Annotated in this window: 26 protein-coding genes; 1 reads left to right on the forward strand and 25 read right to left on the reverse strand. The window is 27.6% G+C overall.

Annotated features, from left to right (window positions below; genetic code table 11):
- Positions 1-36 precede the first annotated feature (36 nt).
- From D3Z33_RS08840 to D3Z33_RS08925, 19 genes are all read right to left on the reverse strand, one after another.
- Positions 37-549, reverse strand: a complete 513-nt coding sequence (locus tag D3Z33_RS08840; protein ID WP_160197403.1) for an adenine phosphoribosyltransferase — start codon at positions 547-549, stop codon at positions 37-39.
- 20 nt (positions 550-569) lie between these two features.
- Positions 570-2969, reverse strand: coding sequence for a single-stranded-DNA-specific exonuclease RecJ (gene recJ / locus D3Z33_RS08845; RefSeq protein WP_160197404.1), 2400 nt, complete (start codon positions 2967-2969; stop codon positions 570-572).
- A gap of 71 nt (positions 2970-3040) precedes the next feature.
- Positions 3041-3343, reverse strand: coding sequence for a LapA family protein (locus tag D3Z33_RS08850; protein WP_160197405.1), 303 nt, complete (start codon positions 3341-3343; stop codon positions 3041-3043).
- 12 nt (positions 3344-3355) lie between these two features.
- Positions 3356-5029 carry an ABC1 kinase family protein gene (locus D3Z33_RS08855; protein ID WP_160197406.1) on the reverse strand — a complete coding sequence of 558 codons (1674 nt, stop codon included), beginning with the start codon at positions 5027-5029 and terminating at the stop codon, positions 3356-3358.
- Positions 5030-5151: 122 nt separating this feature from the next.
- Complete coding sequence (gene secF / locus D3Z33_RS16535; RefSeq protein WP_201750473.1) at positions 5152-6015, reverse strand: protein translocase subunit SecF; 864 nt, start codon at positions 6013-6015, stop codon at positions 5152-5154.
- 11 nt (positions 6016-6026) lie between these two features.
- The gene (gene secD, locus D3Z33_RS16540) at positions 6027-7295 is read right to left on the reverse strand and encodes a protein translocase subunit SecD (RefSeq protein WP_201750474.1); all 1269 of its coding nucleotides are present in this window, start codon (positions 7293-7295) and stop codon (positions 6027-6029) included.
- Between the two features lie 46 nt (positions 7296-7341).
- Entirely contained in the window at positions 7342-7842 is a 501-nt protein-coding gene (locus D3Z33_RS08865; protein WP_160197407.1) for a gamma carbonic anhydrase family protein, read from the reverse strand.
- Positions 7843-7863: 21 nt separating this feature from the next.
- On the reverse strand, positions 7864-9210 hold the full coding sequence (scfB, locus tag D3Z33_RS08870; RefSeq protein WP_201750475.1) for a thioether cross-link-forming SCIFF peptide maturase: 1347 nt from the start codon (positions 9208-9210) through the stop codon (positions 7864-7866).
- A gap of 57 nt (positions 9211-9267) precedes the next feature.
- Positions 9268-9414: a six-cysteine ranthipeptide SCIFF gene (gene scfA / locus D3Z33_RS08875; protein ID WP_160197408.1), complete on the reverse strand. Its 147-nt coding sequence runs from the start codon at positions 9412-9414 to the stop codon at positions 9268-9270.
- A gap of 67 nt (positions 9415-9481) precedes the next feature.
- Positions 9482-9865 (reverse strand): TIGR04086 family membrane protein, encoded by a 384-nt coding sequence (locus D3Z33_RS08880; protein WP_160197409.1) that lies wholly within the window; start codon positions 9863-9865, stop codon positions 9482-9484.
- Positions 9866-9949: 84 nt separating this feature from the next.
- A complete protein-coding gene (gene yajC / locus D3Z33_RS08885) occupies positions 9950-10225 on the reverse strand; it encodes a preprotein translocase subunit YajC (protein ID WP_160197410.1) in 276 nt (91 codons plus the stop codon).
- Between the two features lie 89 nt (positions 10226-10314).
- Positions 10315-11436, reverse strand: coding sequence for a tRNA guanosine(34) transglycosylase Tgt (gene tgt, locus D3Z33_RS08890; protein WP_130807380.1), 1122 nt, complete (start codon positions 11434-11436; stop codon positions 10315-10317).
- 13 nt (positions 11437-11449) lie between these two features.
- Positions 11450-12475 (reverse strand): tRNA preQ1(34) S-adenosylmethionine ribosyltransferase-isomerase QueA, encoded by a 1026-nt coding sequence (queA, locus tag D3Z33_RS08895; protein ID WP_160197411.1) that lies wholly within the window; start codon positions 12473-12475, stop codon positions 11450-11452.
- A gap of 17 nt (positions 12476-12492) precedes the next feature.
- Positions 12493-12705: a DUF2905 family protein gene (locus D3Z33_RS08900; RefSeq protein WP_160197412.1), complete on the reverse strand. Its 213-nt coding sequence runs from the start codon at positions 12703-12705 to the stop codon at positions 12493-12495.
- A 4-nt stretch (positions 12706-12709) separates the two neighbouring features.
- A complete protein-coding gene (ruvB, locus tag D3Z33_RS08905) occupies positions 12710-13714 on the reverse strand; it encodes a Holliday junction branch migration DNA helicase RuvB (RefSeq protein ID WP_160197413.1) in 1005 nt (334 codons plus the stop codon).
- Between the two features lie 12 nt (positions 13715-13726).
- Positions 13727-14314, reverse strand: coding sequence for a Holliday junction branch migration protein RuvA (gene ruvA, locus D3Z33_RS08910; RefSeq protein WP_160197414.1), 588 nt, complete (start codon positions 14312-14314; stop codon positions 13727-13729).
- Between the two features lie 13 nt (positions 14315-14327).
- Positions 14328-14822 (reverse strand): crossover junction endodeoxyribonuclease RuvC, encoded by a 495-nt coding sequence (gene ruvC, locus D3Z33_RS08915; RefSeq protein WP_160197415.1) that lies wholly within the window; start codon positions 14820-14822, stop codon positions 14328-14330.
- Between the two features lie 76 nt (positions 14823-14898).
- Entirely contained in the window at positions 14899-15483 is a 585-nt protein-coding gene (locus D3Z33_RS08920) for a BofC C-terminal domain-containing protein (RefSeq protein ID WP_160197416.1), read from the reverse strand.
- A gap of 93 nt (positions 15484-15576) precedes the next feature.
- Positions 15577-16320, reverse strand: coding sequence for a hypothetical protein (locus tag D3Z33_RS08925; protein ID WP_243153467.1), 744 nt, complete (start codon positions 16318-16320; stop codon positions 15577-15579).
- Between the two features lie 116 nt (positions 16321-16436).
- Between D3Z33_RS08925 and D3Z33_RS08930 the strand changes: the two genes are divergently transcribed.
- Positions 16437-16949, forward strand: coding sequence for an HPP family protein (locus D3Z33_RS08930; protein ID WP_431768833.1), 513 nt, complete (start codon positions 16437-16439; stop codon positions 16947-16949).
- 125 nt (positions 16950-17074) lie between these two features.
- Here the strand turns inward: D3Z33_RS08930 and D3Z33_RS08935 are convergent, their stop codons facing one another.
- The 6 genes from D3Z33_RS08935 to cysK all read right to left on the reverse strand — a co-directional run bounded on the left by D3Z33_RS08935 (position 17075) and on the right by cysK (position 24171).
- Positions 17075-18352 (reverse strand): ABC transporter permease subunit, encoded by a 1278-nt coding sequence (locus tag D3Z33_RS08935; protein ID WP_160197418.1) that lies wholly within the window; start codon positions 18350-18352, stop codon positions 17075-17077.
- Position 18353: 1 nt separating this feature from the next.
- Positions 18354-19394, reverse strand: a complete 1041-nt coding sequence (locus D3Z33_RS08940; protein WP_160197419.1) for an ABC transporter permease subunit — start codon at positions 19392-19394, stop codon at positions 18354-18356.
- A complete protein-coding gene (locus tag D3Z33_RS08945) occupies positions 19395-20999 on the reverse strand; it encodes a sugar ABC transporter ATP-binding protein (RefSeq protein ID WP_347561235.1) in 1605 nt (534 codons plus the stop codon).
- A 77-nt stretch (positions 21000-21076) separates the two neighbouring features.
- Positions 21077-22240 carry a DUF3798 domain-containing protein gene (locus tag D3Z33_RS08950; protein ID WP_243153468.1) on the reverse strand — a complete coding sequence of 388 codons (1164 nt, stop codon included), beginning with the start codon at positions 22238-22240 and terminating at the stop codon, positions 21077-21079.
- 195 nt (positions 22241-22435) lie between these two features.
- Positions 22436-23176: a YebC/PmpR family DNA-binding transcriptional regulator gene (locus D3Z33_RS08955; RefSeq protein WP_160197420.1), complete on the reverse strand. Its 741-nt coding sequence runs from the start codon at positions 23174-23176 to the stop codon at positions 22436-22438.
- Between the two features lie 80 nt (positions 23177-23256).
- Entirely contained in the window at positions 23257-24171 is a 915-nt protein-coding gene (cysK, locus tag D3Z33_RS08960) for a cysteine synthase A (protein ID WP_160197421.1), read from the reverse strand.
- Positions 24172-24302 lie beyond the last annotated feature (131 nt).

Genomic DNA, 24302 nt, shown 5'->3' on the forward strand with positions numbered 1-24302 from the left:
TAGCAAACCATATCTAAAAAGTGATTATTATATGCATTAATACTCAATTATTGACTTTATATTATACCCTTCTAAATGTTTTCTACCATTTAAAAATGTTAATTCCATTAAAAAGTATATTCCTACAACCTCTCCACCTAATTCTTCTACCATTTTAATAGTTGATAGCACTGTACCACCTGTAGCTAAAAGGTCATCAACTATTATTACCTTATCACCTTTATTTATAGCATCTTTATGTATTTCTAGTTTGTCAGTACCATATTCTAAATCATATTCATAACTTATTGTTTCAGCAGGTAATTTGCCAGGTTTTCTAACAGGTACAAAAGCTTTATTTGTTGCATATGCAAGTGGTGCCCCTACTAAAAATCCTCTTGCTTCTGGACCAAGTATAGTATCAAACTCTACTTCAGAAGACATCTTTTTTAATTCATCTATTGAATATTTAAATGCATCTTTATCCTTTAATACTGTTGTGATATCTTTAAACCCAATTCCTTCTTTAGGAAATCCTTCAATATTTCTAATTTTATCTTTTAAATTCACTTTGTGCTCCTCCTTTAAGTTTATAGAACATATTCATTTAAATTTTTTAATAATTTCGAACTATTAATATCAACTTTATTATTTGTTTTGTTTAATTTAATATAATAATTTTCGCTATCTATTTTTTTATATTTTAATAAGCCAGTTTGATTAAATATTATTAATGCTAATTCAATTTTAATTTTACTTAAATTATATTTTGATAATGAAGCAATATATTTATAAATTTGAAATTTAAATATTTCATCTTTAGAAATAAATGTTTTATAGATAAACCTTAATTCTTCTATATTTGGTGTCCATTTTTTTATTTTGATTTTATTTTTTTCTAAATCTTTTATATTACACAATATTTCTATATCAGGATGAATAGCTTTTATCTTATCATAAATACTTTTATCCATAGGTAAGTCATATAATATAACAGGTTTATTATCATATATTATGTCATTCTCTGTTGGGTTAACAACCAAATCTATTTTTTTAAATATATCTCTTCCTGACTTATCTATTCTTTCCATTATAAAATTTAAATGTTCTATATCATTTACATATACCTTAAGTTTTTCACTTTCAATTATCTTCTCATATAAATGACTAAATTTATCAATATCATTTTTACTTATAATATCAGAAGGATATTTTTCTAATCCCTTAGATATATTTGTATGCAATTTTTTAAAGTATGTTTTTTTTATTTGTTCTATATTCTTAGATTTAAAAATAATATCTCTAATCATAATTTGAACCTTTTTCTTATTCATATATTCATTTATGTCCAATGTTCCAATTATATTTAAAATATCTGTGTTTTCAATATCATTTACTAAATAACCAAAATTAAACCCAATAGAATCTATATCTATCCCTTTATATAATAAAGATAACTTTAGATGAGTTTTGTCTTTTCCTACAGCTCGAATATCTCTAGCTATAGCATCTTCAAATAAAAATACAGGACTAGAATTTCCCATCCCAAATGGAGAGAGAGTTTCTAACTCTTTTACTGTATTGATACTAATATCTTCAGCTTCAATAATAGCATCTACAGTAATTTCTTTTACGAAATCTTCATCATCTAACATATTTCCTACAATTTCATTTATATTACTTCTAAATGTATTAATATTTTCAGATTCTATTGATAATCCTGCAGCCTGACTATGACCTCCAAAACCTAAAAATAAATCCTCACATTCTTTAAGTGCATTATATATATTTAGTGGTTCAATGCTTCTTGCAGAAGCCTTTCCTATCCCTTCATCATCTATTGATATAAGTACAGAAGGTCTGTGATATTTTTCTGTTATTCTAGAACTTACTATTCCAATAACTCCAGCATGCCAGCCTTTCGATGAAAGTACTATTACATTATCATTTTCCATATTATTATCTACAATCATTTTTTCAGCTTGCTCTAAAATATCTCTTTCTACTGACTGTCTCTTTTTATTTTCCTCATCTAATCTTTTTGCTATATCTGAAGCTAAGTCTGGATCATTTGTAGTAAAAAGTTCTACTCCCATATTTGCAGAATCCATTCTTCCTGCTGCATTAATTCTAGGACCAATTATAAATCCAATATGTCCACTTGTAATATCTTTATCTCTTAGTCCTGTTACTTCAATCAATGATTGAATACCTATATTAGAGCTTTTTTTAATAAGCTCTAGTCCTTTTTTTACTATAAGTCTATTTTCATCCATTAAATCTACAATGTCTGCAACAGTACCTATAGCTACAATAGGAAGTAATGATATATCAAGTTCAACTCTAAATTCAATACTTATTGCATGAACTAACTTAAAAGCAACTCCTACTCCTGCTAATTTTTTAAAAGGATAATTACTATCACGTCTATTTGGATTAATTACTGCTATAGCTTCTGGTAAATTTTCGCTAGGTGTATGATGATCAGTTATAATCATATCAATTCCTATACTCTTTGCAAAATTTGCCTCTTCTATAGAAGTAATGCCACAATCTACAGTTATTATTAAATCACCTTTTTGTTCCTTTATATATTCTATAGCAGATTTATTCAAACCATATCCTTCAGTATGTCTATTAGGAATATAGTATCTTACATCAATTCCTATAGAAAAGAAAAAATTAACAAGCAAAGAAGTGCTTGTTACTCCATCTACATCATAGTCTCCATATATCCATATATTTTCATCTTTTTCAATAGCTCTTAATATCCTTTCAGTAGCTTTTTTCATATCATTCAATAAAAAAGGATCATAAAAATCATTATATTTTGGATTCAAAAATTTAATGATTTCATCTTTATTTTTAATACCTCTATTAAATAATATCTTTGAAGCTAAAAAGGATATGTTCATTTCTTGGGATATTTTTTCTATATCCTCTTCATTTTTACTTAAAACTTTTATAAATTTTTTATCATATTGTATCATTATTTCACCTACTATATTTTAAACACATATAATATTATAGCTAATAGGTAACTTTAATTCAACTTTGTTTATTAATTTTCATCATCATTTAAAACTTTTTCTTGTTTTTTTCTATCAAGCCTTGTACAATCTTTCTTTAATTTTTCTATTTCTAATTTTTGTTGATTAATAGTTTTATTCATCTTTCTATGCTTAACTAATCCAAGAAAAGCTACAATAATTGCTCCTAATGCAGCCGATATAAATATAACCAATGCTTGTGAGACTTCAACCTTTGTAAATAAAAAATTAATTGCTACTGAAGCTGAATTCTGAACTGCAAATGTTGCTATTAATACAGCAAATAGTAATGATAATATAAATCCCAATTGCATAAAACCACTCCTTTATTTTTTATTATCCCAAGAATGAAATATAATAGAAACAATAAGTATAATACCCATTATTCCTGCAAGTAAAAATCCTACAAGTCCTATAGCACTCATTTCTAATATCTGTGGACCTGTTTTAGCTTGAGCTATAGTAGATGAACCTATTATTATAGCAGATATTATAATACTTAATGAAAGTTTATTAGTAACAGCATTTAATTCTCTTCTAAATTTTGATAATCCTTCATGATTCATATTTAATTTAATTTTATCATTGCTTATTTTATAAAAAATTGTATTTAACATTTTAGGTATCTCCCTAAAATCTTCTAACATATTATAAGCTGAACTATATGTTTTATTAAATAGTCTTTTTGTATTGAATTTATCCTTTTTTATACTTTCTAGTAAATCTTTTGATACATCTGTTAAATTGAATTTAGGATTTAAATTTTTAGCTGTACCTTCTATTGATATAATCGTTTTAATTAAAAGAGTCAATTGACTTGGTACGCGCACTTTATGTTTATATGTTATTCTTAAAATATCAGTTAGTGCATCACTAAAGTCAATCTTATCAAAAGATAAATTATAATAATAATTTAACACATAATTTATATCCCTTTTAAATAACATTTTATTTGTAGTTTCAGGTATAGAGTCCATTTTATATAAAGTTTCTACTATTTTTTCAGAGTTTTTATCTACGGAAGATTTTAAAAGTAACATAAGTAATTTAGTACTTTCATCATCTAAATACCCTACCATTCCAAAGTCTACAAAACCTATTTTTTCTCCATTAATAACAAATAAATTTCCAGGATGAGGATCTGCATGAAAAAAACCATGTAAAAAAACTTGTTCCATATAAGTTTTTGCTAAATTATATGCTATTTTTTCATTATCATAATTATTTTCAAATAATGATTGAGTATCATTTATTTTTATTCCTTTTAATTTAGATATTACAAGTACTTTTTTAGTTATAAAGTCCCAATATACTTTAGGTACTACAGCATATCTATTATCTCTTAATGCCTGACGAAAATTTTCATAATTTTGTGCTTCCATTGTATAGTCTAATTCTCGTCTCAATGTAGTTGCAAACTCATCTACAATTTCGCTAAAACTAACTACACTTTTTCTTACTATATAATCATCTACAATCCCACCAATGGTTTTTAAAATTTCTAAATCTTTTTCAATCAAATTCTTTATATTTGGTCTTCTAATTTTAACTACAATATCTTCTCCTGAAAAAAGTTTAGCATTATATACTTGACCAATTGAAGCTGCAGCAAGGGGTTTTTCATCAAATTCCATAAAAGCGTCAGATATATCTATTCCTATTTCCTCTTTAAATAACCTTTTAGCATCAACTAATGGATATTCACTTACTTGATCTTGTAATTTAGATAGTTCTTCTATGATATCTGTTGGCAATAAATCATATCTAGTACTCATAACCTGCCCAAGCTTTATATAAGTAGGTCCTAATTCTTCTATAGCCATTCTAAGTCTTTTCCCTCTTGAATATTTACTACTCAATTTACTAGATTTCCTAAAAAAAATCTTTCTAAAGAATATTCTATTTGGTAACTTTCCTGCTATCATACTAAAACCATACTTAGTTAATATATTATAAATTTCTTTATATCTATGTATTTTACTAACTCTATTTTTTATCATATATCTCTTCCTCTTTAATATTTGATTATTATTACTTTACCCAAAATTTAACTATATTAATAATAAACAATTAAAACAAGTAAAAATAAAGTCTCAGATCTTCTGAGACTTTATTAGTAAATCTATTTTGAATTAGTTTTAAACAGATACCATATGGGACTTGCTATAAATATAGAAGAATAAGTTCCAATTAATACACCAAGTATTAATGGAAGTGCAAATTCTTTTATTGCATCTACCCCAAATATATACAGACAAGCAATTGCTAAAAATGTAGTAAATGAAGTATTAATGGATCTAACTACAGTCTGTGAGATACTAGTATCTACTAATTTAGCATAATCTGTTTTCTTAAATAACTTTAAATTTTCTCTTATTCTATCAAACACAACAATAGTATCATTTATAGAATAACCTACAATAGTAAGTAGTGCTGCTACAAATGAAACATTAACAGGTAATTTAAATATTGCAAATATAGCAAGAGTTATAAGTATATCATGAATCAATGCTATAATTGCAGATAATCCAAATTTAAATTCAAATCTAAATGTTATATATATAAGCATTCCTACCATTGCTATTGCTATAGCAATCAGTGCATCATTTCTAATTTCTTCACCTATTGCAGGTCCAATTTTTTCAGATTGGAGAGGTTTATCTGATTCTAAGTTGTATTTTTCTTTGAATTTATTAAATATTTCATTTCTCTTTTCATTTGAATAATCTTCTGTTGTTTTTATTATTATTTCATGATTTTCATCACCAGCATGAACTATATCAGCATTTTCATCGTATTCATCTGTGATTTTTCTTATTTCACTTACTGGAATTTCTTTACCTAAATCTATTTGAATAAGAGTTCCTCCAGTAAAATCAATTCCAAAATTAAGTCCATTTATAAATAGCATTGCTATTCCAATTACTATTACAATAGATGAAATTATAAAGAATATATTTCTTTTCTGTATGATTTGTAAATTCAACTTTCTCCCCCCTATGCTCCAAACATCTTTGTATTTTTAGTTATTTTCATTTCAATAAATAGTTTTAATAATAATCTGGTAATTACTAATGCAGTAATCATAGATGTAATTATACCTATTATAAGAGTAACTGCAAATCCTTTTATAGGTCCTGTACCAAAATTAAATAAAACTATACCAGCAATAAGGGTAGTTATATTAGCATCTATAACAGTAGATAGTGCACTTTTAAATCCTGAATCTACAGATGACCTTATAGATTTCCCAAGTCTAATTTCCTCTTTTATTCTTTCAAATATAACAACATTAGCATCAACTGCCATACCTATTGATAATATAAGTCCTGCAATACCTGGAAGTGTTAAAGTTGCATTTAAGCTTACTAAAGTAAACAATACTATGAGTATATATATAGTAAGAGTAATATTTGCTACAAGTCCTGGTATCCTATAGAATATTAACATGAATAAAAATATTAAAATTATTCCTATAGTTGCTGCATATACCGATTTATCCAATGATTCAAGCCCAAGTGTAGGCCCTATTTCAGATGCTTGTACTTCTTCCATCTCTACAGGAAGTGCACCTGCTTTTATGAGCGTTGCAAGCTCTCCTGCTTCTTCTATTGTAAAATCACCTTCAATTGTAGCCGAACCATCTGTTATAACATCATTTACAACTGGTGCTGATATAGTCTCTCCATCAAGTACTATATTTATAATTCTTTCAGGCCCTTCTGGTTTTCCCATAGCTTCTTCTGTTGCCTCTTTAAATAAATTAGCACCTTCCGAATCAAACTCTAGTGATACTACAGGTACACTTTTACCAGTAATACGCTCTTCTATATATATAGGCTCAGAATCTTTTACATTCTTACCTGTAACTACTACTTCATCCTCTGAATTTATAAATTGAAGCTCTGCAGTTTTTCCTATCATGTCAAATGCTTCCTGTGTATCTTTGAGTCCTGGTAATTCAATTCTTATCCTATCTTCGCCTTCTATAGTTATACTAGGTTCAGTAACTCCAAGTCCATTTACACGTTGATCTATTATAGCTTTAGCTTCTTGCATTTTTTGTTTTAATTCATCACCTGTTGCATCAGTCTTTGCTTCTAGTACTACAAATACTCCTCCTTCTAAATCAAGACCTAAATTAATAGATTCATTAACTGGAGAAATCTCATATTTTCCTATACTAATACCTTCAATAGCAACATAAACTCCTGCTCCAGCCAAAGCAAGGATTAAAAGGAAAATAATAACACTTTTACCCTTCATAATCTTTCCTCCTTAAAAGTTATATAATAATTATAATTATTATATATTATTTATGCTTTTTTGATAAACTTACGTAGTTATCTGCTGATTTTTGTAAATCATTTATTTCTTCATCAGTTAATTTTCTTATTGCTCGTGCAGGAGAACCTAGTACAAGATGTCCTGAAGGTATTGTTTTACCTGGAGTAACTACACTACCAGCTCCTATTAAAACATTTTCTTCTATTATTGCTCCATTTAATATTATTGCTCCCATGCCTACAAGAACATTATCACTTATTGTACATGCATGTACAATAGCTTTATGACCAATTGTAACATTATTTCCAATAATAGTTGGTATAGATTTTTCTACATGAATTATTGTACCATCTTGAATATTAGTTTTTTCTCCAATAACTATTTTATTCAGATCACCTCTTAAAACAGTATTATACCACACATTTGAATCTTTACCTATAATTACATTTCCTATTATGTCTGAACTTTTAGCAACAAAGCATGTTTTATCTATTTCTGGTGTAAATTCTTCAAAATTTTTTATCAATTTTCAAACCTCCTGTTATTTTTATAAATTTGCTAATATTGAAATAGAGCTTTCTATTCTTTTTTTCTCCATTTCACATCCTATAGTATAAGGCTTGTTTATATTTTTATTGAAATTATATGCATTTGCATGACATCCACCACTACAATAAAATTTAGCCCAACACTCAGAACAATCCTCTTTATTATATACATTTGCATTATTAAATCTATCTACAATTTCTGTATTTTTGATTCCACTATCAAGAGTACCCAATTTAAACTTCTCATCACCTACAAATTGATGACAAGGATATAAATCTCCTTCAGGAGTTACTGCTAAATATTCTACTCCAGCTCCACATCCTGAAGCTCTTTTTATAGCACAAGGTCCTTGATTTAAATCAATCATAAAATGAAAAAAGTTAAAATCTTTATCTTTTTTCTTTATTTTTATATATTCTTTTGATAATTTATCATATTCATCTAAAATTTCTCCAAGATGTTTTTCTAATATTGCATATTCCATATGAGGTTCAGTAACAACTGGTTCAACTGATACAGATTTAAAGCCTAAATTATATAATTCTAATACATCTTTTGAAAAATCTAAATTTTTGGAAGTAAAAGTCCCTCTTAAATAATAATCTTTACCTTCTCTAGATTTAGCCATTTCTAAAAATTTAGGTACAATTATATCAAAACTACCTTCACCATTTATTGTCTTTCTCATTTCATCATTTACTTTTTTTCTTCCATCTAAACTTAAAACTACATTTGACATATGTTCATTAATAAAATCCATTTTTTCTTTATCAAGTAATAACCCATTAGTAGTTATTGTAAACCTGAAATTTTTATTATGTTTTTTTTCTATTTTTCTTCCATAATGTACAAGTTCCTTAACCACATCAAAATTCATTAGAGGCTCACCGCCAAAAAAATCTACCTCAAGATTTCTTCTATTAGCAGAATTCTCAACTAAAAATTCTAATGCTTTTTTTCCTGTCTCCAAACTCATAAATGATTTTTCACCATTAAAATCTCCTTGAGATGCAAAACAATATTCACATTTCAAATTACAATCATGAGCTATATGAAGGCAAAGTGCTTTTACAATCTTATTATTATTGGCTTTAACATCCTTAAAGTATATATCTTCAGAATAAATTATGCCACTTTCTTCTAATTCTTTTATCTCTTCATAACCTTCTTGGATAGTTTTAGAATCATATTTCCATTCCAATTCTTTTTTTATATCTGTTAAATCCTTTTCTTTATATAAATCAATTAAATCCCATATAAGTTCATCTACAAGATGTACTGAACCACTATTAATATCAAGTACGATAAATTTATCATTTTGTTTAAATTTATGTATCCTTTTCATTATTTCCTCCTAAGTTATTCTTCACAACGATAAAAAAGTAGTGCTCTACACTACTTTTTACCTGCTGGTGTTTTCACAAGTTTGATTACCTACTGTGCAAGATGTTTTGCAAGCAGATTGACAAGATGTTTGACATTCTCCACATCCACCATATTCTATTGTGCTCTTTAAATTTTTACTACTTAAAGTTTTAATATGTTTCACTAATATTTACCCCCTAATACATAATTTACGTTTAAATTATATCACAAATTAGACTGGGTATAAAGCTTTATTTTAAGTTTACTCCTATCATCCCGGCTATTATTCCAACTAAAACTCCAATACCTAATTTTGTTAGACTATAGATATCTATCCCTGTATTCTTAAATACTATAAAACCAAATAGTATAAGTAATAACATATAACTTAATCCTAATACTCCACCATTTATAAATCCTCTTTTTGATGAATTTATAGCTATTTTTATAGCTCCTAAGCTTATGGATATAATTAATATTACTGTATTAACTAGTGGAATCCATTTTTCACCTAAACTTGTATAAGTTAAAATCAAAGTAAATATTACAAATAAAATTAAAGTAACAATGAAACTTAACAACAAAGACTTGCCTAATAAAAGTACATAATTCATATTTTTTTTACCTGTATTCAACACCTACACCTCCACTCTTACCTAATAGATATGCAGGTATATTTTTATTTATTACAATAATTAAAGACTAGCTTAAGCTAGTCTTTAATTATCTTCACTTACATTCACTTTGTTACCTATTGCCCATTTCTTAACATCAAATTTTGTTTTGTCAGCACCAACTTCAATTGTAATATCATCTTCTTTTATTTTTGTAACCTTACCAACTATACCACCTATAGTTATAATCTGATCACCTACTGAAAGATTACTCCTCATTTCGCGTATCTTCTTATCCTTTTTTTGCTGTGGTCTAATAAGAAGAAAGTAAAATATAACAAGTAATGCTATTGGAAATGCAAATGCTCTTAAAATATCCATTATTATATACACCCCTTTCAATTCATAATATATTCATTATATATTTTTTATATGATTTTTTCAATACACTTGAACCTTTTTTAGATATTTTATTTTAAATACCCGTATTTTTTATAGAATTCTTCTCTATACTCTAATAATCTATCTTGTTTTATAGCTTCTCTTATATTTTCCATAAGTTTTATTAAAAAATATAAATTATGAGTAGTTGTAAGTCTAGCCCCTAGTATTTCATCTGCTTTAAATAAATGTCTTATATAGGCTCTTGTATAATTTTTACATGCATAACAATCACATTCACTATCTAATGGCGAAAAATCTTCTTTATATTTTGCATTTTTCACAACTAATCTACCACTACTTGTAAACACAGTACCATTTCTTGCAATTCTTGTAGGAAGTACACAATCAGCCATATCAATACCACGAATCACTGCTTCAAATAAATAATCAGGACTACCTACGCCCATAAGATACCTAGGTTTATCTTTTGGAAGAAGTGGAACAGTATAATCTAATACTTCATACATTAACTCAGCAGGTTCACCTACACTAAGCCCACCTACTGCATATCCTGGAAAATCTAAATCTATTATCTCTTTTGCACTTTGTTCCCTTAGATCTCTATACATCCCCCCTTGTACTATTCCAAATATCCCTTGAGTATCAGGCTTTTTATGATAATCCTTACATCTTTTAGCCCATCTTGTAGTTCTTTCTAATGATTTTTTCACATAATCTCTATCTGCAGGATATGGTGGACATTCATCAAATGCCATTGCAATATCTGACCCCAAAGAATTCTGAATTTCAATAGATTTTTCTGGACTTATGAAATGTTTAGAGCCATCTATATGGGATCTGAAATGAACTCCTTTTTCTTCTATCTCTCTTAAATCACCTAAACTAAAAACTTGAAATCCTCCACTATCAGTAAGTATTGGTCTATCCCAATTCATAAATTTATGAAGTCCTCCTGCTTTTTCTATAAGCTTATGCCCTGGTCTTAAATATAAATGATAAGTATTACTTAATATAATTTGAGCATTCATATCCTTTAATTCTTCAGGAGTCATAGCTTTAACTGTAGCTTTAGTTCCTACAGGCATAAATATAGGTGTTTCTATTTCACCATGGGGTGTAGTAATTTTTCCAAGTCTTGCATTTGTATTTTTTTCTTTTTTTATAAATTCATACTTTATTGTCAATATATTCACTCCTAAACTAAATTATAATCATAGCATCTCCAAAACTAAAAAATCTATATTTTTCTTTTATAGCTTCTTCATATGCATTTAGTATATTTTCTTTACCTGCTAAAGCACTTACTAACATTACTAGTGTTGATTCTGGTAAATGAAAATTAGTAATTAGTCCATCAATAGATTTAAACTTATATCCTGGATATATGAAGATATCAGTCCAACCTTTTGACTCTTTTACTTTTCCACTATCGTCACTTACTGATTCAAGTGTTCTAGTAGATGTTGTACCTACAGATATAACTTTTTTTCCACTTTCTTTAACACTATTAATTAATTCTGAAGTCTCTTTAGATACCTCATAAAATTCAGAATGCATATTATGACCTTCTACATCATCTACTTTTACAGGTCTAAAAGTACCAAGTCCTACATGAAGTGTTATATAAGCAATTTTAACACCTTTATTTTTAATTTTTGCTAATAAGTCTTCTGTAAAATGTAAGCCTGCTGTAGGTGCTGCAGCAGAACCTTCTACTTTTGAATATACAGTTTGATATCTCTCTCTATCATTTAATTTTTCAGTTATATATGGAGGTAGTGGCATCTCTCCCAATTTATCTAATATTTCATTAAATATACCTTTATAGATAAACCTTACTATTCTAGTTCCACCTTCTTTTATATCTATTATTTCAGCCTTTAAAATCCCTTCACCAAATTCAATAATATCTCCAACCTTTGCTTTTTTGCCAGGCTTAACTAAGGTTTCCCAATTATCTCCTTCGATATTGTTTAATAATAAAAACTCAACCTTACCACCTGTATTTTCTCTTTTACCAAGAAGTCTCGCAGGTATTACTCTAGTATTGTTCAATACTAATAAATCACCTTCATTTAAATAATCTATTACATCATAAAAATTTTTATGTTGTATGTCACCATTATTTTTATCTAAAACTAATAGCCTAGATTTCTCTCTATCTTTAAGTGGTGTTTGTGCTATCAATTCTTCAGGTAAATCAAAATAAAAATCACTAGTTTTCATCAAATCATTCCTTTACTTTAGAAAAACTTTCTAATAATATTTATAATTACAGTCAAAATAATACTTATTACTATAGATGTTACTATAGGAAAAGCAAATGTGAAATTTTCTTTTTTTATAACAATATCTCCCGGTAAATTACCTAATCCTAATTTTCCACCTATCAATATAATAATTCCAATTAATACAATGATTAATCCTATTATAATAATATTTTTTCCTATATCCATTTTACTAATCACCTTTAATATTAAAATGTTCCAAACATCTTTTAGTAATTACTCTCCCTCTTGGAGTTCTATTTATAAATCCAATTTGTAATAAATAAGGTTCATACACATCTTCAATAGTATTTCTCTCTTCACCAATAGTAGCAGCCAAAGTATCTAACCCTACCGGACCATGAGAAAATTTATGAATTATAGAAAGTAATAAGCGCTTATCTATATTATCTAGACCTAATTCATCTATTTCTAATAAATCTAGAGCTTTATCAGCAACTTCTTTTGTTATAACACCATTTTCTACTACTTCAGCATAATCTCTAACTCTTTTTAATATCCTATTTGCTATTCTCGGTGTTCCTCTAGATCTTTTAGCTATCTCTAATGCTCCTACAGAATCTATCTCTATACCAAGTATATTAGCAGATCTTATTATGATACTTTTTAAATCTTCTATACTATAATAATCTAATTTACACATAACACCAAATCTATCTCTTAAGGGAGAAGTTAAAAGTCCTGCACGAGTAGTTGCTCCTATAAGTGTAAACTTAGATAAATCAAGTCTTATAGATCTTGCACTTGGACCTTTCCCAATTATTATATCTAGTGCAAAATCTTCCATAGCAGGATAAAGTATTTCTTCCACACTCCTATTTAATCTATGAATTTCATCAATAAAGAGTACATCTCCTTCACCTAAATTAGTAAGTATAGCAGCTAAATCTCCAGCTTTTTCTATGGCAGGACCAGATGTTATTCTTATATTTACACTCATTTCATTTGAAATAATACTAGCAAGTGTAGTTTTACCAAGGCCTGGTGGACCATATAAAAGCACATGGTCAAGTGATTCATTTCTTATTTTTGCTGCTTCAATAAATATTTTTAATTTTTCTTTTACCTTGTCTTGACCAATATAATTTTCTAGTAATTTAGGTCTTAATGTAGATTCTATATCAAAGTCTTCAGTTTTAACACTACTTGTGACAATTCTATTTTCCTTTTCATCCATAATTATCCCCTCTTATCTTTTTGATAATTCACCTAAAGATAACTTTATTATATCTTCAGTACTTAAATTTTTAGTATCTATACGTGATATTACATTAGATGCTTCATATTTAGTATACCCAAGAGCAACTAAAGCATCTATGGATTCATCATAATTAGAGTTAACATTTAAATTAGATGTTTCGATATTTTCTATGTCATAATCTTTTATTTTATCTTTAAGCTCTAATATCATTCTATTAGCTGTTTTTTTACCTACTCCTGGTGCTTCTGATAATTTGTTTGCATCTTCATTTATGATTGCATATTTTATTTGATCTACAGATAATGCAGATAAAATTCCAAGACCTACTTTTGGTCCTATTTTTGAAACAGATATTAATTTTAAAAATAATTCAAGTTCTGTTTTCATACCAAATCCATATAAGCTCATATCATCTTCTCTCACATTTAAATAAGTATAAATCTTAACTTCTTCTCCTATTTTAAGATCTTTTATTGTATTTACAGAAGTATGTATCTTATATCCAATTCCACTATTATCTATAACTATAAAATCTTCAGATATTTCTTCAACTATACCTTTTATATATCTATACATTTTATCCACTCCATTATTTCATTTCAAATAACTTATCAAATTGACCAGAATGAGCATGACTAATAGCGACAGCCAAAGCGTCTGCCGCATCATCTGGCTTTGGAATTTCTTTTAAATTTAAAAGTAGTTTTACCATTTCTTGTACTTGCTTTTTCTTAGCTCTACCATAACCTACAACACCTTGTTTTACTTGCAATGGAGTATATTCAAATAAATCTATATTTTGATTCATAACAGCAAGTATTTCTACTCCTCTTGCTTGTCCAACTTGTATTGCTGTTTTTACATTCTTATTAAAAAATAATTCTTCAATTGCTACAGCATCAGGCTTATATTCTATTAATATATTTGTAAGTTCATCATATACTTTTTTTAATCTTTGCTGTGGGCTCATACTAGCAGGAGTTGTTATTACACCGTAATCAACAACCTTAAAATTATTTCCTTTATAGTCAATAACACCATATCCTACTATGGCTATCCCAGGATCTATACCAAATATTCTCATTTGTTCAACTCCTAATAAATATTTATAATATATAATTCTATCATATTTAAACCAATAATAGAAAACTTCATAAGTTTTAACTTATGAAGTTTTCTATTATTTCACCTATATCGTCTATACTATCAACGATAATACCTTTTTTTAATTTATCTTTATCAAAATCACTTAAAAATTCTATAGATTGATCTAACTTTTTAAATACTACTTTTTCTCCCTTGTCATTTATTTTATATATGGAAACATACCCTTCATATTCACCTACAACATAATGATTTGGACATAAAAACTTCTTATCTATTCTCACTATGACCCTCTCAGAATCAAATCTTATTATTTTAGTAGAAAACTCTGTTTTAAAATTGTTTTTAAATTCATCTCTATCCATATCTATATATTTCTTCTTATCTAACTCAAAACTTCTTACCACATGCTCACATTCAGTATAATAATTTTCATATTCTATAATTGTATCTTTATTTATTTTCTCTTGGTTTTCAACATTGATTTCTTGTGTTAACTCTTTATTTATATTTTGATTTTTAGCTATATTTTCATCTTTATTTTTATTTTCTAATCTATTATCTAGAAAAGTGAATATTAATAAAACTACAGCTAAAGTAAGTCCTAAAAACAAATAAAACATTTTATAAGAGTTTTTCATAATATCTTCATCCTTTCTTGGAAGATATTATTTCCAAAAAAACATTTTATATACAAATTTCAACCCCTATTGAACTTATAAAGGCTATAGTTCTTAATAGGGGTATCTCTTTAATACTCTATCGTTAAGTGCATACCAACATGATCCTTTAAATATATTCATGAGATTTTTTATTAATTCTCTAACTAAAACATCATATATTTTTTCTAATTCATTTTGAGTAAGACAAATACTCTCTTCTTTTATATTAAGCTCATCTGGATTAAAGACAAGTTTTAATTGTTTATCTACATAATTATCAATATATTTCAATTTTGAATGGATTACTTTTTCTGCAAATATTTTTATAAGATGCTTATATTCATTTCTTACACTCTCGTTTATATCTATTTCTTCTTTTATTTCATTTCTAACTTTATTTATTTCATTGTTTGCATAATTAAAGTGAAATAAATATCTTTTGTCATAAAGTATATCTAAATCGAAATACTTCAATGCAAGTTCTTCCAATACATTAATCCATTTATTATTATAAAATCCATATTTATACCCTTCAATATAAAAGCAAAGTTCAATTCTATCAATATCTTCTCTAATAACGTTAGTAATTGATCTTGCAATAGCACGTGGATTGTCTCTATCTCTTAATAATTTTTTTATTTTATTTTCAATATTTTTAGTACAGATATATTGGGGATAAATATTACTAATATTTTTTTCTAAATCATATAATGACAATAAAATATGTATTGAATTTATATCATTATTAAATAAAAATTTATTTTTCAGTCCTTCATATAGTTCCCAAGGTTCCACTGCAGAAGTTTGCAAATCCATCCCTCCTTCTTTAGAAATTATTGCCAGTATAAAATAATCTAAACCTGTTTATTGATTTATTTTTTAATTTTTTCATAATATGATAATATATAATTAAATTTATTCAAATTTAAGGAGTGTTTGTCATTAAATTTTTAGATTCTAAATTTAAAGATAATATTAAAAGATATATATTGCAATGTGTATTAGCAACCATATCAATAATGTTCATATTGTTATTTTTAAACTACTTTGTATACACTACAATAATAGCAAGTTTAGGTGCTACCACTTTTATTGTCTTTACTATGCCAAAAACTCATTCTGCAAAAGGAAAAAATATTCTTGGTGGATATACTCTTGGTATAATTTTTGGTATAATATTTCATTTATTATCAATATTTTTAATAGAAATAATAGAAACAATAAATTTAAATACCCTTTATATGATTACAGGAGCATTATCAGTAGGTGCTACAATGTTTGTAATGACCATAACTAATACAGAGCATCCTCCAGCAGTGGGTATGGCTCTATCATTAATTCTAACTCCATGGGATTTTAAAACTTTATTTTTCGTATATCTATGTATAATACTTATGATAATAGTTAAAAAGTCACTGGAAAATTATTTAATAGATCTTCAATAATTTTTTTTCGACAAAAAAAGACTCGAATATTTATTATACTATTATATCGTATTTTTTTCAACATCTAAGAGCAAAATAATATCTATAAATAAAGCACTTCCTAGGAAGTGCTTTATTTATAGATATTATTTTCTTTTCAACTCTACTCTTTTTTTCCAAGCATGTAACCCCAAAGAAACACCTATTACTCCATAAGCTACAAATGCTCTAAAAAATTCTCCTATTTGTGCATCACCAAATAAATTTTTTCCTGCTAAAGGAGATACTATAAATAATGTATGGAATAATGTTGTACCGAGTATTGCCTGACCTATAGTTGCTTTAGAAACTGAAGCCCCACCTATAAGTAATGCTGCTATTGAAAACATTCCAATTTGTTCATGACTTCCATACGTATTTAAGGTTCCTAGATTTTGCAAAAATATAATTTGTCCCCAAGCTGCTAAAACTATAGATATTACAATAGCTAGAACTCTTATTTTATCTACATTTATACCAGAAACTTTAGCAATTTGTTTGTCTTGACCTACCGTTCTAAATTCTTGACCTATTTTAGTCTTGACAATTAATACATTAAAAAGACACAAAGCAAATATTACAAATATGGTTATAACAGGTACCTTAGTCATATTTAATAGTGAATTACTAGTCTTTATATATAAAGATAATATTATAAGTAAGACCATCATTATCATAGTAAATATATATTTAAATTTATTATAATTTACTTTGTATTTACTTCTTTTATTTCTTATATAAATAAAAGAATAAATTATAATTGTTATTATAGAACAAGTTAATAATACATCAAATAAAGGTAGTTTTAAAATATTATCTAAAGCGTATTTTATACCTGTAGGTTTAACGCCCTTTGACAAATCAATAGTATTTCTTATACCTACTCCTCCACTTAACATTAAAACTGGATTTTTCATAGGTATTAATGTACCTACTAAAAATAAAAATATTAATTGATAAACACCATTGGCAAAAAATCCTGTAATCATACTGGCAATCATTTCTTGCCCTTTAGTTTTATTTAATAATTTTCCAGTTAAAAATCCAAATAATAAAGCAATAGGAAATGATATAACTATTGCTAATATAAATCCTTTAAACCCAGTAATACCTAAATGTGTCACAGATATTATAGCTATTTGTCCTGCCATTGCTCCTACTACAATACTAAAGTTTAATCCCATGCCTGCAAGTACTGGAATTATTAATGAAAGTACTAAAAATGAGTTTCTTGTAATTCTTGTTATCAACTCATTTACTATAAATGGTATTGGTAAATTAGATAGTTGAACTCCTATAAGACATAAAATAACAAATATAATTGTAACTATATTATTAAATATCATCTTTTTTCCTGAATCCCCTACAATATTTTTACTTATCATATTAACTATCACCTCCTACTTTAGTTAAAGCATACAAGATGATACCGTTTTGAATAATCATCCTAGCTACCTCAGATAAATTTCCTTCACTTACTATTTTATTAGCAACAGGTAATGATACTGTAAGTAATCCTTGAAATAATAACACTCCTAGAATAACATGACTTATTTTTGCCTTTCCAGCTGAAGCTCCCCCTATTAAAATTGCAGCTACAGCAGGAAATGCCATCATTAATGGAGCTTGATATAGTTGGAAAAATCCATAACTTTGAGCATAAACTAATATACCTATAGCTCCAAGTATAGTAGATAATATTGTACCAGTTATTCTTGCATTATTCACATTAATTCCAGACGCTACTGCAAATTTAGGATTTTCTCCAGCTGCTTTCATAGCTATACCTGCTTTACTTCGTAAAAACAACCAAACTAAAAAACATAATGCTAAAAAGAATGCTAAAAGCCCAGTCGGTATAGTTATATTTCCAATAGAAACAGACATAAATTCATTTAAAATTTGTGCATATCTTCCATCTAAAGAAATAGTAACCCTAAGCCCTTTTCCTATAGGCCAAATCATTTCTGGACTTTTAAACGGCATTAATATCCATAAAATACTCATTAAAAATACTACTGAAAATCCAGTATATGTTGCAACCATCATTTCTGATCCTTTTACTGCATTTAATATTTTGGCATAAAAATAACCAACAATTATTGCAATAGGAATAGAAATAGCTATAGCTGCTAAAAATCCCTCTACTCCAGTTAAATTAAGTTCAATACTTATTAATCCCCCCAACAAACCACATATTACACCTAATGGCAATCCAAAATTAGGTCCTATACCAGACAATATTGATGGAACCATAGCAAGTACTAATACTCCATTCATTCCAATTCTTACTAATGTATCTTCTAATAATAAATTAACTGGTAATTTTAAAAAATGTGCTGAAATTATAAGTAAAATAAAAAAAGTAATTATAATCATCCTTGGAAGCCCTAAAGCATTTTTAGTCTTATTAAATACACTTACCATTTAAAAAGCCTCCCTTCTACTCTTTTTGTATTCTCCTGCCATCATCAATCCAAATTTTGAATCTTCATCATCAGGACTTAATATACCTTCTACCTGTCCTTCAGTGATTATTGCAATTCTATTACATATAGATCTAAGTTCAGCTAATTCACTAGATGTCATAACTATTGTCATACCTAGCTCTTCATTTAATTTATATAATAAATCTAAAACTAATTTTTTAGCACCAATATCTATACCTCTTGTAGGTTCTGATATTAATAAAATGTCAGGTTGTAATGTTAATGCACGAGCTATACATACCTTTTGTTGATTACCACCACTAAGGCGTCTAGTAATTTGTTCTGGTCCTCTGCACCTTATATCTAAATCAGTAATCATTGTAAGACAATGCTCTCTAATATCAGATTTAGAAATTTGACTAAAAAGGCCAAATTTAGAAATATATTTTTTCTGCATTTGAATAGCAGTAAGTGCAATATTCATTTCAATAGAAGTATCTAATAATAATCCAATTCCTCTTCTATCTTCTGAAACAAAACCTAAACCATTTTTTAAAGATTCTACTGTATTATTTAATTTCAATTTTTTGTTGTTAATTATTATTTCTCCTTTAGTTTCATAAAGTCCCATTATCCCATTTGATATTCCTACTTTACCTTGACCAGCAAGTCCACCAATACCCAATATTTCTCCTCGTTTAACATCAATATTTATACCTTTTGTACTTTCTCCTGGCATATTTACATATAAATTTCTTAATGACAATATTACATCTTTCTCTCTATTTTCTGAACTGGTTTCACTTTCTTTTTTAGATAGTCTTTTAATTTTTCTACCTACCATTAGTTCAGCTAATTCTAAAATATGAGTATGTTTCTTTTCTTTACAAACTACTAATTCTCCATCTCTAAGAACTGTTACCTTATCTGAAACCTTCATAACTTCATCTAATCTATGTGTAATAAAAATAATGGCTATGCCTAAATTTGCTAATTTTTTCATTGCTTTTAATAAATTTTCTGATTCACTTTCTGTAAGAACTGCTGTTGGTTCATCAAAAACTAATATTTTAATATTGTCTTTATCTATTTCTCTAGCAATTTCAATAAATTGTTTGTGGCCTACAGGTAACCCTTCTACTAATGTCCATTCATCTAAGCCTATCTCCAATTTATCTAAAGCCATCCTTGTATCTTTATTCATAGATTTATTATCTAATGTTTCTAATTTTTCTCCAAATATTTTACTTATAATATTCTTTTTTGTCTTTTCTCTATTTAATTTAATATTTTCAGTGATGGTAAAACCAGGAATCAACATAAACTCTTGATGAACCATTCCAATTCCATTTTTCATAGCTTCATTTGGAGAATCTATATTTACTATTTCTCCATCAATCATTATATCTCCAGAAAATCCTCCTGTGGATTGAATAACTGGCATACCAAATAATATATTCATTAATGTGGACTTTCCCGCACCATTTTCACCTAATATAGCATGTATCTCTCCTGATTTAATTGATAAATTTATATTTTTTAACACTTTATTTTTAAAATATTCTTTTTCTATATTTTTCATTTCCAATATATAATCACTCAAATTAATACCCCCTTATTTTATCAAAGAGTAATTAAATAAGGCTACCAAAGTACAGGCAACCTTATTTTTATTAACTATTAAAAGTCTATAAAATCAGACAATATCATCAAATAGTTATCGTAAGTTTTCCCTGTATTTTCATCAGTATAAGGTACAATAGTCATACTTGGCTCTACTCCAGCTCTATCTTCTACATACTCATAAAATACTTCTGTTACTTTATCTGTATCTAATCTATTTTCAATATCACCTTCTAGATATGCTTTTGCATATTCTGCTCCTGCCTCAACAAACATCATGTTCATAGGTACAGGCCATGTAGAAAATCTTCCCTTTCCGCCACCTTCTTCAATTTTTTTAGATATTTCAGAAGATACATAGTTTATATCACCTTTTTTATCTTCAGGAATTTCTATTCCTAATGCTCCTGGATATCCATGGAATGGAGATGGACAACATTGCTGTGGTAAAATTGCCCCTTCATTTAATGCTGATTTAATAAGAGGTTCTTGCATTGCACAATTAGTTGCAAATAAAGCTGTATCTTCTCCATATTCTTCTATTTTTCTTGGAACATCTTCTAATATAAATTGTTGTGCTCCTGATACACCTGCATCACCTGTAGGGTCTGGTGCAGTAGCATCTACAAATTCCATGTCTAATTTTTCTGCAGTTTGCTTGAATAAATCTCTTCTTTGAGCTAGTAGTGCATATGACATATGTCTTGGGAATGAATAGTGAACAAAAGTCTCAGCACCTTGTTTTTTTGCTTGTTCAACAACAGCTGTACCCATTCCTAATTCATCCATTTGAAATACTACATCAGCTTTAGAAGCTATCATATTTGGATCTTCTCCAGCAGTACCAACTATAAATAATATATCTTCTCTCGTTTCTCTAACCTTATCTATAGCTGCTGATGTTCCTGGAACACCTTGTACTATTACAATAGCTTTTATGTCCTGATCGGAAGCCATACTTACAATATTTGCAATTGTTGTTTCTTGTTCTTTCATAAATTGGTCAGGATATGTTTGTATAACTACTTTATCTTCACCATATTTTTCTAATACACTTTCAGCAGCTCTATATTCTTCCTCATTCTGAGATACAGTACCTGTCATAATACCAATCTTCCATGAAGATTCAGATTTAGATTTTGAATTTTCTGAATCATCTCCGCATGCTGACAAACTTATAGTCATAATTAAAATCAATAAAACACTTATTAATTTTTTCAATGAAATTCCCCCTTTTATTAAAATTCTTTAGCTAAAATAAATTAAAAACCTCCCCCTTTATTCTAAATTTATATTTTTGTTATTTTTAAAAGTATATTCTATGACTAAAGATATATTACAGAAATTTAGATGAAATAAAAAAATACCTTCAATTTTATTGTGTTAACACAATAAAATTGAAGGTATTTCAAATATTTATTCCATTTCTTCTGGAATTTCCCAGTTATGATACACTTCTTGAACATCATCATTATCTTCAATAGCATCTATAAGTTTTTCCATGTTCTTCATATCTTTAGATTCTTCTAATTTAGTTTGAGTTTGAGGAATAAAAGATACCTCTGCTGTAGAAAACTTATATCCTTCACTTTTTAATGATTCTCTAACATCTTTGAAATCTTCTGGAGAAGTTGTAATTTCAAAATATTCATCTTCCGCTACAAAGTCTTCAGCACCAGCCTCAATTGAATTAAGCATTATTTCTTCTTCATCTATATCTTCATTTCTATCTATTATAAGTATTCCTTTTCTATCAAACATAAAAGATACACAACCAGTTGCACCTAGATTACCGTTATATTTAGAAAAATAATGTCTTATATCTGCTGCAGTTCTATTTTTATTGTCTGTTAAACATTGAACCATTACAGCAACACCATTAGGTCCATAACCTTCATAAGTAATTTCTTCATATGATGCACCATCTAAATCTCCTGAACCTTTTTTGATTGCTCTATCTATATTATCATTTGGCATATTTTCAGCCTTTGCCTTTTCTATAGAATTAGAAAGTTCTGCATTATATTCTGGATCGTCTCCACCTTCTTTTACTGCTACAGTGATAGCTCTAGCTAATTTAGTAAATACTTTAGCCTTTTTTGCATCCTGTCTTCCTTTTCTATGCTTTATATTGGCCCATTTTGAATGTCCAGCCATTTAAATCACTCCTTTATCCCTTTATAAAACAATTAATATTCTAACACAATATAATGATTTTATAAAGAAAAAAGATATCATTAGCTAAAAATATCAGTACTTAGATATCTTTCTCCACTATCAGGTGCTATCACTACAACTTTTTTACCTTTGCCTAATTCTTTTGCAATTTTTATAGCACCATTTATAGCAGCACCAGAAGAAATACCTACTAATAATCCTTCTTTTCTAGCTACCTCTTTAGTTGTCTTAACTGCTTGTTCTCCAGCTATTTTTAATATTTTATCTATTATATTCATATTTAATACATCTGGTATAAATCCTGCCCCTATACCTTGTATTCTATGTGGCCCAGGACTTTCTCCACTCATAACTGCAGACTCACTAGGTTCTATGGCAATTATTTTTATATCTTTATTTTTCTCCTTTAATACTTCAGAAACACCAGTAATAGTTCCACCAGTTCCTACACCTGCTACAAATGCATCTATATCTCCATTTGTTTGTCTAAGTATTTCTACAGCTGTAGTTTTTCTATGCATTTCAGGATTGTTTTTATTCATAAATTGTTGAGGCATAAAATAACCATTTTTTTCTTTCAATTCTTTAGCTTTCTGTATAGCTCCATTCATACCTTTTTCACCTGGTGTAAGTACAAGTTCAGCACCGTATGCTTTAAGTAAATTTCTTCTTTCTGTGCTCATAGTATCTGGCATAACTAATATAACATTATATCCCTTAGCTGCACCTATCATAGCAAGACCTATACCAGTATTCCCGCTGGTTGGTTCAACAATAGTTGAATTCTTTTTTAGCTCACCTTGTTTTTCTGCCATTTCTATCATATTAAATGAAATTCTATCTTTTACACTACTTCCTGGATTAAAAGATTCTAGCTTAACAAATATTTCTGCGCTATCATCATCTACTATATTATTTAATTTCACCATTGGAGTTTCACCAATCAATTCAAGAATATTATTTACAGTTTTCATTTTCATCCTCCTCATTTAAACACTTTAATTCCTACCAGTTTATATGTATTTATTTTATTGTATAAATTAATCTTTGTCAAGGAATATGTTTTTAAACTTTAGTCAATATTATATCTATATAACATTATAAA

The sequence above is a fragment of the Senegalia massiliensis genome, from assembly GCF_009911265.1.
Lineage (GTDB): Bacteria > Bacillota > Clostridia > Tissierellales > SIT17 > Anaeromonas > Anaeromonas massiliensis_A.

Bases quoted from the DNA above. Each gene is read 5' to 3' on its own strand.
- ruvB (WP_160197413.1), bottom strand. From the start codon at position 13,714: ATGGATGAAAAGGAAAATAGAATTGTCACAAGTAGTGTTAAAACTGAA.
- D3Z33_RS08855 (WP_160197406.1), bottom strand. From the start codon at position 5,029: ATGATAAAAAATAGAGTTAGTAAAATACATAGATATAAAGAAATTTAT.
- D3Z33_RS08900 (WP_160197412.1), bottom strand. From the start codon at position 12,705: ATGGATATAGGAAAAAATATTATTATAATAGGATTAATCATTGTATTA.
- cysK (WP_160197421.1), bottom strand. From the start codon at position 24,171: ATGAAAACTGTAAATAATATTCTTGAATTGATTGGTGAAACTCCAATG.
- secD (WP_201750474.1), bottom strand. From the start codon at position 7,295: ATGAAGGGTAAAAGTGTTATTATTTTCCTTTTAATCCTTGCTTTGGCT.
- D3Z33_RS08955 (WP_160197420.1), bottom strand. From the start codon at position 23,176: ATGGCTGGACATTCAAAATGGGCCAATATAAAGCATAGAAAAGGAAGA.
- queA (WP_160197411.1), bottom strand. From the start codon at position 12,475: ATGAAAACTAGTGATTTTTATTTTGATTTACCTGAAGAATTGATAGCA.
- D3Z33_RS08940 (WP_160197419.1), bottom strand. From the start codon at position 19,394: ATGGTAAGTGTATTTAATAAGACTAAAAATGCTTTAGGGCTTCCAAGG.
- scfB (WP_201750475.1), bottom strand. From the start codon at position 9,210: ATGAAAAGGATACATAAATTTAAACAAAATGATAAATTTATCGTACTT.
- D3Z33_RS08925 (WP_243153467.1), bottom strand. From the start codon at position 16,320: ATGGATTTGCAAACTTCTGCAGTGGAACCTTGGGAACTATATGAAGGA.
- yajC (WP_160197410.1), bottom strand. From the start codon at position 10,225: ATGGATATTTTAAGAGCATTTGCATTTCCAATAGCATTACTTGTTATA.
- D3Z33_RS08850 (WP_160197405.1), bottom strand. From the start codon at position 3,343: ATGCAATTGGGATTTATATTATCATTACTATTTGCTGTATTAATAGCA.
- ruvC (WP_160197415.1), bottom strand. From the start codon at position 14,822: ATGAGAATATTTGGTATAGATCCTGGGATAGCCATAGTAGGATATGGT.
- D3Z33_RS08920 (WP_160197416.1), bottom strand. From the start codon at position 15,483: ATGAAAAACTCTTATAAAATGTTTTATTTGTTTTTAGGACTTACTTTA.
- D3Z33_RS08935 (WP_160197418.1), bottom strand. From the start codon at position 18,352: ATGATAAGTAAAAATATTGTAGGGGATTCAGGAAAAAAGATGATATTT.
- ruvA (WP_160197414.1), bottom strand. From the start codon at position 14,314: ATGTATAGATATATAAAAGGTATAGTTGAAGAAATATCTGAAGATTTT.
- recJ (WP_160197404.1), bottom strand. From the start codon at position 2,969: ATGATACAATATGATAAAAAATTTATAAAAGTTTTAAGTAAAAATGAA.